The sequence below is a fragment of the Gilliamella sp. Nev5-1 genome, assembly GCF_001690895.1.
GTDB classification, from domain to species: Bacteria; Pseudomonadota; Gammaproteobacteria; order Enterobacterales; family Orbaceae; genus Gilliamella; species Gilliamella apicola_C.
This window is the reverse complement of record NZ_LZHO01000005.1, coordinates 77941-93646: the sequence shown is the minus strand read 5'-3', so window position 1 is coordinate 93646 and position 15706 is coordinate 77941. Positions and strand designations below refer to the sequence as shown.

General features: G+C 35.7%; 14 protein-coding genes and 1 pseudogene. 6 read left to right on the top strand and 9 right to left on the bottom strand.

The features are described from left to right. A partial coding sequence (locus tag A9G41_RS00650; protein WP_143425380.1) for a transposase occupies nt 1–408 on the bottom strand: 408 nt, incomplete at its 3' end. A gap of 149 nt (nt 409–557) precedes the next feature. After that, complete coding sequence (gene guaA, locus A9G41_RS00645) at nt 558–2141, bottom strand: glutamine-hydrolyzing GMP synthase (protein ID WP_065588906.1); 1584 nt, start codon at nt 2139–2141, stop codon at nt 558–560. A gap of 271 nt (nt 2142–2412) precedes the next feature. Here guaA and A9G41_RS00640 point away from each other — a divergent pair, with 271 nt between their 5' ends. Then, nucleotides 2413–2844: a hypothetical protein gene (locus tag A9G41_RS00640; RefSeq protein WP_065567570.1), complete on the top strand. Its 432-nt coding sequence runs from the start codon at nt 2413–2415 to the stop codon at nt 2842–2844. A gap of 3 nt (nt 2845–2847) precedes the next feature. Beyond that, the gene (locus A9G41_RS00635; RefSeq protein ID WP_065567571.1) at nt 2848–3315 is read left to right on the top strand and encodes a MarR family winged helix-turn-helix transcriptional regulator; all 468 of its coding nucleotides are present in this window, start codon (nt 2848–2850) and stop codon (nt 3313–3315) included. 223 nt (nt 3316–3538) lie between these two features. On the opposite strand, the gene pta is transcribed toward A9G41_RS00635, so the two are convergent. Both pta and A9G41_RS00625 read right to left on the bottom strand, forming a co-directional pair. Continuing rightward, complete coding sequence (gene pta / locus A9G41_RS00630; RefSeq protein WP_075539188.1) at nt 3539–5689, bottom strand: phosphate acetyltransferase; 2151 nt, start codon at nt 5687–5689, stop codon at nt 3539–3541. Between the two features lie 66 nt (nt 5690–5755). After that, nucleotides 5756–6961 (bottom strand): acetate kinase, encoded by a 1206-nt coding sequence (locus A9G41_RS00625; RefSeq protein ID WP_075539187.1) that lies wholly within the window; start codon nt 6959–6961, stop codon nt 5756–5758. 194 nt (nt 6962–7155) lie between these two features. Between A9G41_RS00625 and yfbV the strand changes: the two genes are divergently transcribed. The 3 genes from yfbV to A9G41_RS00610 are packed head-to-tail and all read left to right on the top strand — an operon-like array spanning nt 7156 to nt 8871. Next, the gene (yfbV, locus tag A9G41_RS00620) at nt 7156–7617 is read left to right on the top strand and encodes a terminus macrodomain insulation protein YfbV (protein WP_065581857.1); all 462 of its coding nucleotides are present in this window, start codon (nt 7156–7158) and stop codon (nt 7615–7617) included. 5 nt (nt 7618–7622) lie between these two features. Beyond that, complete coding sequence (gene priC, locus A9G41_RS00615) at nt 7623–8135, top strand: primosomal replication protein PriC (protein ID WP_065581856.1); 513 nt, start codon at nt 7623–7625, stop codon at nt 8133–8135. A 43-nt stretch (nt 8136–8178) separates the two neighbouring features. Next, nucleotides 8179–8871, top strand: a complete 693-nt coding sequence (locus A9G41_RS00610; RefSeq protein WP_065581855.1) for a hypothetical protein — start codon at nt 8179–8181, stop codon at nt 8869–8871. 190 nt (nt 8872–9061) lie between these two features. Here A9G41_RS00610 and A9G41_RS00605 read toward each other — a convergent pair whose 3' ends face one another. The 5 genes from A9G41_RS00605 to rluD all read right to left on the bottom strand — a co-directional run bounded on the left by A9G41_RS00605 (nt 9062) and on the right by rluD (nt 14434). Next, nucleotides 9062–9463, bottom strand: coding sequence for a hypothetical protein (locus tag A9G41_RS00605; RefSeq protein WP_065581854.1), 402 nt, complete (start codon nt 9461–9463; stop codon nt 9062–9064). 124 nt (nt 9464–9587) lie between these two features. Further along, nucleotides 9588–9806, bottom strand: a complete 219-nt coding sequence (locus A9G41_RS13750; protein ID WP_141671974.1) for a DUF7710 domain-containing protein — start codon at nt 9804–9806, stop codon at nt 9588–9590. A gap of 938 nt (nt 9807–10744) precedes the next feature. After that, nucleotides 10745–11452: a hypothetical protein gene (locus A9G41_RS00590; protein ID WP_065588096.1), complete on the bottom strand. Its 708-nt coding sequence runs from the start codon at nt 11450–11452 to the stop codon at nt 10745–10747. Nucleotides 11453–12683: 1231 nt separating this feature from the next. Further along, the gene (gene pgeF / locus A9G41_RS00585; protein ID WP_075539189.1) at nt 12684–13451 is read right to left on the bottom strand and encodes a peptidoglycan editing factor PgeF; all 768 of its coding nucleotides are present in this window, start codon (nt 13449–13451) and stop codon (nt 12684–12686) included. 8 nt (nt 13452–13459) lie between these two features. After that, nucleotides 13460–14434 carry a 23S rRNA pseudouridine(1911/1915/1917) synthase RluD gene (gene rluD, locus A9G41_RS00580; protein ID WP_075539185.1) on the bottom strand — a complete coding sequence of 325 codons (975 nt, stop codon included), beginning with the start codon at nt 14432–14434 and terminating at the stop codon, nt 13460–13462. A 91-nt stretch (nt 14435–14525) separates the two neighbouring features. Here rluD and bamD point away from each other — a divergent pair. Further along, nucleotides 14526–15248 (top strand): annotated as a pseudogene (gene bamD / locus A9G41_RS00575) (outer membrane protein assembly factor BamD); the annotation flags it as partial. Nucleotides 15249–15706 lie beyond the last annotated feature (458 nt).

Below are 15706 nucleotides of genomic sequence, written 5' to 3'. Positions count from 1 at the left end.
TTTGGCAATGGCCTGCTCAACAATATTATCAAAAATCTGTTGATAGATTTCACTGTCATTAAACCGACGGCGACGATTTTGACTAAGTGTTGAGGCGTCAATCACTTTTTCGGTTAATCCCATTCCCAGAAACCAGCGGTAAGCTAAATTGACCTGAATTTCCTGAACCAGACGACGTTCACTGGGGATACCGAAAAGATACCCCAATAGCATGATTTTAAACAGTCTGACCGGATCTTCTGCCGGACGACCGTTATTCGGGCAATAAAGTGGTGCTACCGCTTCTCGAATAAATTCAAAATCAATGACTTTAGCTATTTTACGAACAAGATGATTTTGGGGGACAAGCGCATCTAGTGAGATTTGCTCTATTTTTTCTGGTGTCGCTGGAGTTGGTTTTTTTAGCATAGAAGAACTTCTCTTATAGTGGACTCCTCTCTATTAGATCAAAGAACTCGCCAAAAAGCGAGTTCTTTGTCATCAATCTGAAGCCTTGTTATACAAGGCTTAATATTAATAAAAAAGACTATAATAAGATCCTATAAGATGGATTGCAATTACTCCCATTCTATCGTCGCAGGGGGCTTTCCACTTATATCATACACAACACGCGATATACCGTTGACTTCGTTGATTATACGGTTTGATACGCGTCCTAAGAAGTCATAAGGTAAATGAGCCCAATGAGCTGTCATAAAGTCGATAGTTTCAACGGCACGCAGTGAAACAACCCAATCATATTTACGCCCATCGCCCATCACACCAACAGAGCGTACCGGTAGAAATACGGTAAACGCTTGGCTTACTTTGTGATATAACTCGGCTTTGTAAAGTTCTTCGATAAAGATAGCATCGGCCTTGCGTAATAAGTCACAATACTCTTTTTTTACTTCACCAAGCACACGAACGCCAAGACCTGGGCCTGGAAATGGGTGGCGATAAAGCATATCATAAGGCAAGCCCAGCTCTAAGCCCACTTTACGTACTTCATCTTTAAATAATTCTCGTAGGGGTTCAACTAAGCCCATTTTCATATCTTCAGGTAAGCCACCAACATTATGGTGTGATTTGATCACATGTGCTTTACCTGTATCGGCAGCAGCAGATTCAATAACATCAGGATAGATTGTACCTTGAGCTAACCATTTTACATCTTTTAATTTTGCTGCTTCTTCATCAAATACCGCAACAAATTCACGACCAATAATTTTACGTTTAGCTTCAGGATCAACTTCGCCTTTTAATGCAGTCATAAAACGCTCTTCAGCATTAACCGCGATAATATTCAAACCAAATTTATCGCCAAACATGTCCATTACTTGTTGTGTTTCATTTAAACGTAATAAACCATGATCAACAAAAACACACGTTAACTGATCACCTATTGCTTGGTGTAATAATAACGCAGTAACGGATGAATCAACACCGCCAGATAAGCCTAGTAGTACTTTATCTTTGCCAACTTTCTCTTTTATACGCTCTACCGCATCGGTAATAATTGAAGATGGCGTCCATAATTTTTCACAATGGCAAATATCAATTACAAAACGTTGCAATAGTTCAAAGCCTTTCACTGTATGAGTGACTTCTGGATGGAATTGCACACCATAAAACTGTTTTTCATCATTTGCCATAATCGCATATGGGCAAGTTTCTGTTTGACCGATTAAGGTAAAAGTATCGGGTAATGATGTGACTTTATCACCATGACTCATCCAAACATCAAGTTGCTCAGTACCCGCATCGCTTATACTATCTAAAATGCCTTCAGTTAATTTAGATTTTGCAACAAGATCAACTTTCGCGTAACCAAATTCACGCTGATTAGAAGCGGTAACTTGTCCCCCCTGCCCTACTTGAATTGCCATCGTTTGCATACCATAACAGATCCCAAGTACAGGTACGCCAGCATTAAAAACATATTCAGGTGCTCGTGGGCTATTTTGCTCGGTAGTGCTTTCTGGTCCACCGGATAAAATGATACCTTTAGGATTGAATTTTTTAATTTTTTCTTCTGATACATCCCACGGCCAAAGTTCACAATACACACCAATTTCACGAATTCTGCGAGCAATTAATTGGGTAACTTGCGAACCAAAATCAAGAATTAAAATACGCTGCTGGTGGATGTCTTTTTTCATCAATTTTATTCCTAAACTATGAACTAATACAAAATTAGGCTGATATTGTACCATTTACCAATTAAATTGAGAGTATTAATTAAAAACAATTATAAATATTTTATATTATTAATAATTTTGAAATCATCTTATTACAAAGTCCAATATCTAGTCATCAAATTAACCTTGTAATAAGTCAACAAATCAAAAACTTGAATTTTCTTTACTTAATTAATAAGCAAACTTATAATAAGCAAACTTATGACAAGATAACTTATTAAAAGGAGACACTATGAATACCATTTCAATTTCTTTCATATTACCAACCAAAGCTAAACCAACTCAAATTTGGCAATACTATACTGATCTTAATTTAAGAAAATTATGGGAAACTGATCTTGAAGACTTTCGTATATTTGGTGACTTAAAAACAGGGTCTAAAGGTATTTTCAAATTACAAAATATACCGGAAATGGAAGTGACTTTATCAAAGATTATTGATGAGCAAGAATTTACAGAACAATTTGATATGCCTGAAATAGGTTTACTGTTTTTCTCACATCAAATTATTGAAATATCGCATAATCAATATGCATTAAAATCAGAAATTTCTCTAAAACCGGATCCAAAAATGGATACTAAAGCATCCTATGATTTTATAAAACAGATTTCAGATGATATTATAGATAAAACTTACAAATTAAATGGCTTAGTTGAAGGGTAAATTATGACAAAGGACAATAAGTTTTTGACTCAATTCCAAACTGATTCTGAATCTATTGGTTTTATTTTTATGAAAACTTATTCGTCCTGGCATACGAATATCAAAAATTGCTTGAAAAAACAGTCTATCACTCATCCTCAATTTATAGTGCTTGCAACGCTTGCTTATCTATCACAGCAACCAGACGAAATAACACAAGTTATTTTATCAAATAAAACAAATATCGATGTGATGACAATTTCCCAAATATTAGAGAATTTAGAAAAAAAAGATTATATAAAACGCTCTTGCTCAATTAAAGATAGTCGAGCAAAATCCATTCAATTAACACAAAAAGGATTGAATAAAGCAAATGAAACTGTACCTTTGGTTGAACAAATAGATAAAGATTTTTTTTCAACATTACAAGGTGATAAAGAACAATTTATGGAAATGTTATTAACACTATTAAAAACCAACATGAAGGGATAAAATCATTTATAAATTTTTATTATTTATTGTTTTTATCAACTTTGAATGCATCAACTTGACTTAAAATAAGTTTTTGAAGACTTTGTCTCAAATTTCTAGAACAAAATACTTTAAAACTAAATCGTTATAACTCAAGCTGTTAAAGCTCATTACTTGACTAAATTTAATTAAAAAAGGTGATATTACATCACCTTTTATCTATAGTTAGAACGTTTTGCTAAACTTATTTTGCAGCGTTTTGTTCTTGCGCTGATTGAATTGCGGTTAATGCAATGGTATAGACAATATCGTCAACTAATGCACCACGAGACAGATCATTCACAGGTTTACGCATACCTTGTAGCATAGGACCAATCGAAACAAGATCCGCAGAACGTTGTACAGCTTTATATGTCGTATTACCTGTATTAAGATCAGGGAAGATAAATACTGTTGCTTTACCTGCTACTTGTGAATTTGGTGCTTTCGATTTTGCTACATCTGGCATTACCGCAGCATCATATTGCAATGGACCATCGATCATAAGATCCGGACGTTTTTCTTGAGCAATGCGAGTTGCTTCTTTCACTTTTTCAACATCAGCACCTTGACCCGAGCTACCTGTTGAGTAAGAGATCATCGCAACGCGTGGTTCAATACCAAAAGCGATTGCTGTATCAGCTGATTGAATCGCAATTTCAGCTAGCTCTTGTGCATTTGGATCTGGATTAATTGCACAGTCACCATAAATATACACTTGATCTGGCATTAACATAAAGAATACTGATGAAACAAGTGAACTACCTGGGGCAGTTTTAATTAATTGTAATGGTGGACGGATAGTATTAGCGGTTGTATGCACAGCACCTGACACTAAACCATCAACTTCATTTGCTTCAAGCATCATTGTACCAAGTACTACGTTATCAGCTAATTGCTCACGAGCAATTACTTCTGTCATGCCTTTATTTTTACGTAATTCAACTAAACGAGGTACATACTTTTCACGAATTAATTCAGGATCAACAATTTCAACACCTTGCCCTAAAGTTACGCCTTGTGAAGCGGCAACTTTACGCACTTCGTCCGGATTCCCTATTAATACACATTTAGCGATATTACGCTCAGCACAAATTGCGGCTGCTTTAACCGTTCTTGGTTCATCCCCTTCTGGCAATACAACCACTTTCTTAGCATTACGTGCAAGCTCTGTTAATTGATAACGGAAAGCTGGTGGAGATAAGCGACGAGCAGAATTAATCACTTCATTTAATGATTTGATCCAATTTGCATCAATATGATCAGCCACAAAATTTTGTGTGCTTTCCATTCGCTCTTTATCGTCAACTGGAATTTCTAAATTAAATTGCTGTAAATTAATAGATGTTTGGAAAGTATTAGTTTGCACAGTAAATACTGGTAAACCTGTATCAAAAGCTGGTTGGCATAATTTTGCGATCTTTTCATCAATATCATAACCGCCCGTTAAAAGCACACCACCAATAGCCACACCATTCATGGCAGCTAAACTAATAGCAACTAATACATCAGCACGATCAGCTGAAGTCACTAACAGTGCATTAGGTTGTAAATGGCTAATAATATTAGGCACACTACGTGAGCAGAAAGAAATATGTTTGATTCGACGGTTTTTGATATCGCCTTCATTAATAATTTTTGCATCAAAATGTTTAGCAATATCAATAGAACGACAAGCACTTAAATCCATATTCCAAGGAATACATCCAAGTACTGGCAATGGGCTATGTGCATTTAAATCATCGATAGTGATTTTTTTATCATCAAATTTAGGAGTGTGATAAATTTCAGCAACATCAGGACGAGCAAGGCTTTGTTCTTCAACTGGCGCATTAACTTTATTAACAATCACACCAACGATTTTTTCGTTTTTAATGCCACCAAAGTTAGATCGAGCAATTTCAATGCGATCTCTAAGTTGCTCTGGCGTATCTTTGCCCATATTGACCACAAAAATAATTTCGGCACCAAGCGTTTTAGCGATATTATTATTGAGTTCATTAGCAAAAGGATAATCAGACGTGGGTACAATACCCTCAACCAAAACAACATCAGCACCTTTCGTGTTTTCGGCATAAAGGGCTACGATCTCTTCCATTAACACATCTTGTTGATTTAAACCTAATAGGTTTTCAACATGGCTCATTTTAAGCGGTTTTAGTGTTGGGATTGAAGTGTTATGACTAACTAACGTTGTGGTATTGTCTGGCGCATCGCCACCCGCTCTAGGTTGTGCTACTGGTTTGAACACGTTTAAGTTAATACCTTGACGCTCCATAGCTCGAATAACACCAAGACTCACGCCCGTTAATCCAACATTGGTACCAGTAGGAATGAGCATAATAGTACGAGACATAATTGTTACCTCTTAATTCTTTTTATATAAAAAACAAACCGCCATTTAGGCGGTTTTAAATATTTATTACGCAGTTAGGCGCGCAGCATCTTGAGCAATAACAAGCTCTTCATTAGTTGGGATTACCATCGCAATAGCTGAACCATCTTTAGTAATTGTTCCACCTTTACCAAAACGCGCAGCTAAGTTACGCTCTTGATCAAGTTCAAAGCCAAGAATGCTTAATTTTTGTAATGCCATACGACGAACTTCTTCAGAATTTTCCCCAATACCGCCAGTAAAGACGATAGCATCTAAACGACCGTCTAATAACATTGCATAACCACCAATATATTTCACTAAACGATGAACAAAAACATCTAAAGCATTTTTGGCATCTTCATTAGTATCATAATTATCGGTGACATAACGGCAGTCACTGCTTACACCTGTCAAACCTAATAAACCTGATTTTTTGTTTAAAAGATTGTTAATATCGGCAACTGACATTTTTAAATTGTCGTGTAAGAAGAACATAATAGCAGGATCAATATCACCGCTGCGCGTACCCATAACTAAACCTTCGAGTGGCGTTAACCCCATTGAAGTTTCAACACATTCACCATTTTTAACGGCAGTAATTGATGCACCATTACCTAAATGACAAGTGATCACATTCGTTTGGTCAACAGGTTTATTTAATAATCTTGCAGCTTCACGGCTAACATAATAATGGCTAGTACCGTGCGCACCATAACGACGAACGCCATGCTTAGTATAAAGCTCATTAGGAAGAGCATATAAATAAGCTTCTTTCGGCATAGTTGTATGGAATGCAGTATCAAACACAGCCACATTTTTATTTTTTAAGTGTGGAAAAGCCTCAAATGCCTCACGAATACCGATTAAATGTGCAGGATTATGTAACGGCGCAAAAGCAGATGCTTCTTCGATTCCTTTTAATACTGAATCATCAATAACAACTGACTGGGTATATTTTTCGCCACCATGAACAATACGATGACCAATAGACTTAATACTATCTAATAATTCTGGTTTTTGTGGGAAGATACTATTAACGATAAATTTAATTGCTTCACTATGTGCAGCGCCTGCACCTAAAGATGCTTCACCTTTAACACCATCAAGTTTCCACTTAATGCGTGCATCAGGCAGGTTAAAACATTCGGCTAATCCAGAAAGAAACTCATCACCGTTTTCAGGGTTAATAATAGCAAATTTTAATGATGAACTTCCGCAATTAAGAACAAGAGCGTTATTACTTGATGACATAGTAATTCCTATAGATTGAATAAAAAGATATATACCAATCAAAATTGGTAACTAAGCACATGATTTAAAATCAATGTGACTACGCTAAGGTGACTTCTGGTATCTTACTTTTTGAGATAGAATAATGAGAGTCCCCAATTTGAATGGTACTATTTTAAGATAATAACAAGTGAATGTCGAGGAATCGGGAAAATATGAATGTAATAAGCACATTTAAAGCAGGTCAACGATATATAAAGCTTTGCCCGACAGATAAACAATTAGCATATTCATTTCCTGAATTAAAAATCATTAACTACATAAAAACTACAAGCAAATACTTACCACCAATCGTTATTGGTTTGCTAGTTTGGCAATATTACATGCCAGCACAAATTGCGGTAACAGCAATAACCGTACTATTTACTTTAAGCTTACCGCTACAAGGGATATATTGGCTAGGTAAACGAGCGCTATCACCACTCCCTCTTAATTTAATTGATTGCTATAACCAGTTAAAAGCAAAATTAGTTGCGAAAAAAATCGTCGCTGAGAATAGCCCTGAAGTCAACAAATTAACGTTTGAAGAATTTATGAAACTGATCAAACTTGCAAAAGAACATTTAGGCGACTATTTTGGTCAAGATAATGATAACTCACCTTATGATAAAGGCTAATATCCATGGCAGATTTAATTAATACTCTACAAAATCAAATTGACCGACTTGAACAGCAAATCAGTTTAGCCAACGAACAACAATATCAAGAGCCTTATTTTGACGAACAATTATTTCAAACCAATAACATTGTCACAGACAAAGCCTTTTATCTTGCAAAGATCAAACAAACATATCAAGCGTTAATGGCTAATATCAAATCAGAAAAAGTTGAACAAATCACCTTTTTATCAGACACATTAGTCAACCAAATTGCCGCCCTAACACGCGAACTTGCTACCCACAACTTACGTCGCAAAGATCTAAAAAACATTTTTGAAGAAACATTAGCCCAAAAACACATGCGCCATTTAGATTATTTACGTCGATTACAAGAGATGAAATATGAACTAGAATTATCACCTGATGTGATCAACCAAAGCAAAATTGCTGCGCTTGATAACCGCATCTACCGCTGTGAACAAGCCATTAACAAGATTGAATTAGAAATGGAAAATGATGGGAATTTAGCTGAATAAACATAGATTAAAATACATAGATTAAAATAAGTCGTGAAAATTTATGGAACAAAAATTTAAAAATTATCGTATTGATGCTATTGATAACATTCAAAAAAAAACCTTTAAGCCACTTTCTAGCGATGGAAATATTCGATTTCGATATAATGCTGTATATAAAATTATAATGATTGCTTTTTATATTTTACTAGTCATTAACTGGATTTATTACTCATTCAAAGTAGGTAGGGAAACAATTCTTTCAGATTTTTTTAATACTAGTTACTGCATTTTTTCGATAGTAATTAGTTTTATTATCGCTCTCTTCTTTTATTTAATGACTAAACCAAATTTAATTGCGGTGAAAGTTCCCATACCACGGTGGGAAAGAATTAAATTCTTGCTAGGGCATTTTTTTCAATTTTTTCTATGCTCGATTTTTATTACAATTTGCCTACCAATCAATTTAGTTCATCTCTACCCGGGAAATACATATAATTATTTGACAGATTATGAAATTACAACACCGGGGCCCCAAAAACGGCACTATCATCGCTACGCTAACGGTATAAAAATTCATGATCCATATACATCAAAAAAATTTTTTCTACCATTTACAAAAAAAAATGACGCTGATATTTACCCTAAAAAATTATTGGTAACCATTAAAAGTAATTTTTGGGGATCTTATCTTATTGATTACAAACTATATGATAAAGCGCCTCAATTACCTAAAAATAACGTGATTGATAATTAAAACTCTCTTAAAACATCAGTATTATCAAATAATCGTGAGGCAATTGTGCCAATTTCAGCGAAATACAAACATGATTATAATTATTAATAGTATTGAGTAAATATTGAATAATAAGGCAATAATTTCCAGCAATTATCGTTAATACCTGTTTTTTTAATACCAATAAAATTTGCCAAAAAACTATTAATTTTTATCTATTAATCATTACTTTTACTGAACTATTAAGAAAAATATCGTTAATATATTTTATTAACAAAGTTTGATCTATTTGGCCAAATTCAATCACTATTTTTTTTGCTTTCACTTCATCAACTTTATGCTTATTTATTGCTATAGTAAGTATATTGGCTTTCAACACAATACTGTTAATTGCACTAGATATTTCCATTTCAGTTAGATGTGTTTGAATGCCTATTGACTTATCTACTTCACCATCATCAAATCTAGAAAGAATCAAATAATGATTTGGTGATACAGGATCGTTACCCATCCCAATAATAAGCACTTCATCTTCGGTATAGCAATTAACGGTTGTTGCTAAAAACCTTACTTCACAGTTCAACATATTATCAACACGTTGATCTTCTTGCATGTTATTTTCCTTACAACATTTACACCAACTATATTTACACCAGCTATCATATTTGCTAATGCCTATAATGGCTTAAATTGCAATCTCCTAAATAACAATGGCCTAAATAACCTTAACATGACGATTATCTAACACCTTTTTGATAATGGTAGTGCTCAAGCATTGGCTCATTATTTTCAATACACCAATCATAACCACCAATATCTATTGGCATCTTAGTTAAAATGCCCGTTAATTTATTAAATTTTATCCAATTGTCCGCATTTTCAAGTGATGAAAAAACAGCAGATACCGTTGATACCCCGTCTTTCTTAAAAACCCAAACCCAACTATATTCTTTCATACATTTCACCTTATTAGCTATTTTGGTCTTTTTCCCCTTAGTAATGATTTTCCTATAAAATAGTATAGTTAAAAAGGAAAATTGCTCTATGATGAAAATTAAAAGAGTAAATATTGATATTGTAATCAGCTTACCAACAGGACGGTTTATCCACTTTCTGTAATCACTCAGAAAGGTATTATCCTCAACCACATTCTTATCCACGGCAATTGAAGTACGCATATCAACCTAATAATCCATTTTCCCCAAGCCAACACAGCCAAATTGCATTATCAGTTGCGCAATTTGGTCGCTTACGCAACCAAATGCTTTAGTTTACTCGCCCGCTTCGTAAGCTCAAAGTTTACTTTTGACGATGCAACCATTCACTAGCTACTTAACCCTATTTGCGCTATCTCCTCACGCCCATGGATTAAAAAATAAGGACTAAGGTCTAAGGGACGAAGCGCAAACAACAAAAAGATTGTTTCTCGGATTGCCCCTGTTGACGTCACCCATGTTCGATTGCACACCGAACTGAGAGCTACCAACCGTGTCACTAGTCCAGCAACCGTAGTAGGTAAAACTAGCACTCGTGTAAGAGCCCATGCTACCCCACTCGGTGAAAAAGCCAGCATTAATGTGGCGCTGGTAATAATTATCTGCAGAAGAAGGAGTAGCACCAATGAAGCCATCACAATACAAATCACTCGCATTAGTTAAATCTCTTGCCCTAGGCAGACTATAACCTATACTATTACACCAAGCTTCTTGATTAGAAGCTGAATCATATTTAGTTACACGGTTGACGAACCACTGCTTTAATACAAATCCATACTTGATGACGGCGTTACCACCACTATCTCGGTCGACTAACTCGAATATTGCAGGTAAAGACGGGCGAAGTATATTACCTGGAGAACTTGAATTCCACTCCGTTGAAGTAGCGTGAGGACCAATTAAGTGACGCGTACGCTTGTACCTGATAGATCAGGCGTCATTATTGCAGTAATGCCACTATGTGTGACAGAATCCCATGATAACGGTTCACTACCAACAATATCTAACTCAAAGTACAAATTATGTGCCCCAGTAGTAGGAAAGTTTAAATCATAAGATGATGGGTTAGTGGACTGGACGAGAAAACCCTTCTCAGGATTCCATATGGATGGCGGACCCGCATTCTCTCCTATACCATATTCTAAAATAGGACGTACAAAGCTCACCTGCGGTGATACCTTTGGGCTAATATAATAGGTCGCACTACTAGTGTTAAAGCGGCTACTATTAGGAACACCGTAACGTGTACTTAAAGTGCCACTAGTATTGGCTAATGTTACTTTATAAGGAGCATCATGTACTGTTAATACCTTATTACGCGCTACTAATTGGTTATTTTTATCCGTAATTGAGACGGTTAGCGCTCCAGTCGCACTAACCTCATTAACTCCCTGACCATCGCCATCATCATCACGCCAATAATTATTAGGCGGGCCGATAATTGAGTTTAAAGCGATTGAATTGGTATTAACTGGCACAAACATGTCAATGTTAGCAAAACCCTCACCAACATTAGGTAACATGATAGGATTCGTGGCACTTGAAGTATTTGTTTGAGGAGTAAAAACTCGACCGTCTGATAACTTGATACTTAACAACATATCCATATTTGTGGCCTTTGTCCGCCCACCATCGAATGTCAAATACGGCGCACTACCCTCTATAATGTTCGTGCTTTTTGCCGATAGTGCCTGTGCAGTCAATGAACATAACAGCAGCCACGGTAACAATAACCATTTTTGCCTTAACGAAAAGTTTGATTTTGTGGGTTTAATTAAATTGCATATATAAAAGTAATTTTTGAGACTAGCTAAAAGATTGAAGACCAAGAATAGCCAATACTGAGGACTAAAAGAACACTGCATTACGTTTTTCCTATTACATAATATTTTGTTTTATTTTATATTAATTACTTATTCTGCGTATAATATCGCTTATTCGATCCGTTTTTTGATCAAATAAATTATAATTGCTAAAATTTTTTCGCTCCTTTTTTGTGTATTTTTAGATTGTTTTTTGTAAATTTTATTTACAAAAACAGCACAAATTTTAGAAAGGTTAGATCGCTAGTGTTTTGTGTTTTGATTGCATCGACAAATTCTTGGGATGAAGTATTCTATTATCATTATTTTGAGAGCATTTTACATTTACCAATAAAACTTGTTCTTCTTGCTATTGATGAAAACGTCCGAAAATCCCCCTCAAAATAAACCATTTCCCCATTAAAAATCAGTCAGAAAAGCCATTGATTTTATTGAAGTTTTTATTTTGTTTTTTTATAAAAATCAACGGTTTTTTATCGACAAAGGCTAACGCCCTGCCTTATTCGGTATCAGAATGTACTACCAGCAAAGCGAGTTTAGCACGCTAAACAAGGATGTTTGGCGAGGTTTACTTGATTGGGAATAATTTTGTCAGGAATAAATCAGTGCTGGTGCGTTAAACTCAAGTGCAACAGTGATCTAAATTCTTGCGAAAAAATTTGAACATCTGAGGGTAACGAAAATGACTTTGAAAAGCCAAGCATTATGGATGATATGAGTAACTATAAGTAGACCACATTTTGCACCATGTGAATATAGGAGGATTTCGCATAAAATCCCTTGCTAAACACCATCATCAGTTGCTTATTATATCCTCAAATCTTAAAACATCCGAAACCAAACTCCACCCCAAAAAAGTTTTTTACCCTTAAAAAATTATTCAGAAAAACCATTGATTTTATTGGAGTTTTTATTTTTATAAAAATCAACAGCTTTTGCCTACAAAGGCTCATGCCGTGCCCTATTCGACATCAAAACATGTCATCGACAGTATAAGAGCTGTTTTGATTGCTTTTTACTCAAACCAAATCATTGATGCCATTCTGCCAGTTCTGTTTTCACGGCGGTACGAAAAGAATTTATCTTGTTCAGTATAAGTGCAATAATCACCACCAAAAATTTGCGTTATTCCCATCATTTGTAAGCGCTGTTTAGCAATTAAATAAAGGTCGGCTAGGTACTTTTGTTCTGTAGGATTGATTAATTTGAACGCGAATTGTGCTTTTTTATCGACTTTTTCAAATTGCTGTTTGACTTCAATACCGACTTCAAACTTTTTGGCACTGATAGCAGGGCCTAACCAAGCAATGATATTTGCTGGCGAGCTGGCAAATTTCTTAACCGTTTCTTCTAATATGCCATTACATAATCCTCGCCAACCTGCATGGGTTGCGGCGACTTCGTCACCATTTGTTGTGCAAAATAATACAGGCATACAGTCTGCGGTTAGTACTACACTAACTTGTTTGGGTTGATTAGTATATGACGCATCGGCTTCAAGTGTTTGATTCAAATCGATGTTAGCTGTTGGCGGTTGTAATGGCATTTGTGAGATATCAAGCACTGAGGTGCTGTGGCTTTGTATTAGCCAATGCGGTTCGCTAGGTATTCGTTCCGCTTGCATAATGCGACGGCGATTTTCCGCAACATCTTCTACGTTATCCCCCGTTCGATCACCCATATTTAAACTTGCAAATGATGCTAAGCTAACACCGCCACTACGTGTTGTAGTAAAGGCACGAATATTTTTTGGCGCCGTCCAATATGGGTAAATCGATTTAATCATATTTATCACCAATCAAGTTCATCTTTATGTTGTTCAGTATCTTGTTGCAATGCTTGAATCAATTTTTGCATATCATCAGGAATAGGCGCATGCCATTCCATCAGTTCACCTGTAATTGGGTGGAATAATCGCAACATGGTAGCATGTAGTGCTTGCCTATCAAAATCACGAAGCGTTTGAATAAATAAGTCGCTAGCACCTTTTGGCGGCCTTGGACGCCCACCATAAAGAGGATCGCCAATTAGTGGGTGCGCAATATGGGCCATATGAACTCGGATTTGATGAGTTCGCCCTGTTTCTAGTCTTAAGCGTAAGCGTGTGTGCAAGCGATATTTTTCCATCACTCGATAATGTGTAACAGCGGGTTTGCCAGTTGGAAAAACAGCCATGTGAGTTCGTTTAGTTGGATGACGTGTGATAGGCTGATCCACTGTGCCACCTGCGGTTATAATACCCATAGCAACAGCTTCGTATTCGCGCGTGATTTCGCGTAGTTGGAGCGCTTCAACTAAGTGCGTTTGAGCAGTAATAGTTTTAGCAACAACCATTAAGCCCGTGGTATCTTTATCAAGCCGATGCACTATTCCCGCGCGTGGCACTCGGGATATTTCTGGATAATGGTAGAGCAAGGCATTGAGCACTGTACCATTAGGGTTACCTGCGCCAGGATGTACCACTAAATCTCGAGGTTTGTTGATCACTAAAATATCGTCATCTTCATAAACTACATCGAGTTTTATATTTTCAGGTTGGTGATGGGTTTCTTCTTCAATTTCGGCATTGATTATTATTTTTTCACCACCCAGTACTCTTTCTTTGGGTTTATTGGCAATCACATTGTTCACAGTGACTTTATTATTGACAATCCAATCTTTTATTCTAGATCGTGAGTAATCAGGGAAAAGTGCTGATAATGCTTGATCTAAACGCATTCCTAGCTGGTTTTGTTCTATTTCAGTTGATAATTTTAACTCGTGCATGTGTAATTTATCTATTTTAAGCTGTTTTGTTTTAGAGTATTATATACCAATCATAGCTTTTAATGTTTAATTATATTTGGATTAAAACTGAATGAAATTGCGTTTACACTCTTTGTTAGCTATCGCTTTAAGTGGCATGTTAATTGGATGTACATCATCTAAACCTGATGTTGAAAATGTGCCTGAGATTGAACTTCATAACAAAGCGAAATCAGATCTTGAAAATGGTAATATTAAATCCAGTATTGCTATATTAGAGGCTATGGACAAAAATTATCCATTTGGTCCTTATTCTCAACAAGTACAACTTGATTTAATTTATGCTTACTACAAGTCTGCCGATTTTCCGTTAGCGATTGCCTCAATCGACCGATTTTTAAAATTAAATCCAACGCACCCTAATGTAGATTGGATTATTTATATGCGTGGCATTTCAAATATGGCACAAGACGATAATATGATTCAAGGCTGGTTTAATGTTGATCGCTCAGACCGCGATGCAGATTATGCAGCTGCTGCATTTAAAGACTTTAATTACTTAGTATCTAGTTTTCCAAACAGCCACTATACTGCCGATGCACAAAAACGCCTTGTATTTTTGAAAAATAGATTAGCCCGCTATCAGTTGAAAATAGCGCAGTTCTATACTAAACGCGGTGCTTATGTAGCGGTAATTAATCGTGTGACAGATATGTTAACGATGTTCCCTGATACCGATTCGACTAAAAAAGCATTGCTATTAATGCGTAATGCTTATAATGAACTAGGCTTAGTAAACGAAACCCAAAAAGTTGATACACTGATCCAAGCAAATCTTCACAGCATGCCGAAAGAAGAGCAACGTTCATTCTTATCATATTTAACTAGCATTTTTAATGGCGGTTAGATTTCCTCAATTTAGGATCCTGTCTTTGGATAATCTTGTATGGCTTTAATCGCTATTTAATTAAACTTAAATAGCGATTAATTCGTTTTATAGCCATTCTTTATGTCCAAACAATGATAGTTTAGATATTTATTTGTAGGAATTAACAGTTTTTTCAAACTTCATTTTTTAAAAAATATCACCACCATTTTACTAAATCACAATAAGTACTGCTAAATCTCAACTAATCACGAAACAGTATAGAATCCTGAATATTTTTAACAAAAAAATCACCTAAAAAGTGGATAGTATCATAGTTACTACACACCTAGAAAATTACTTTACCAGTTTCATTGCGTTATCTTCAATGGAAGTCATATTATTTAATGCCCCATGGGGTATTTACA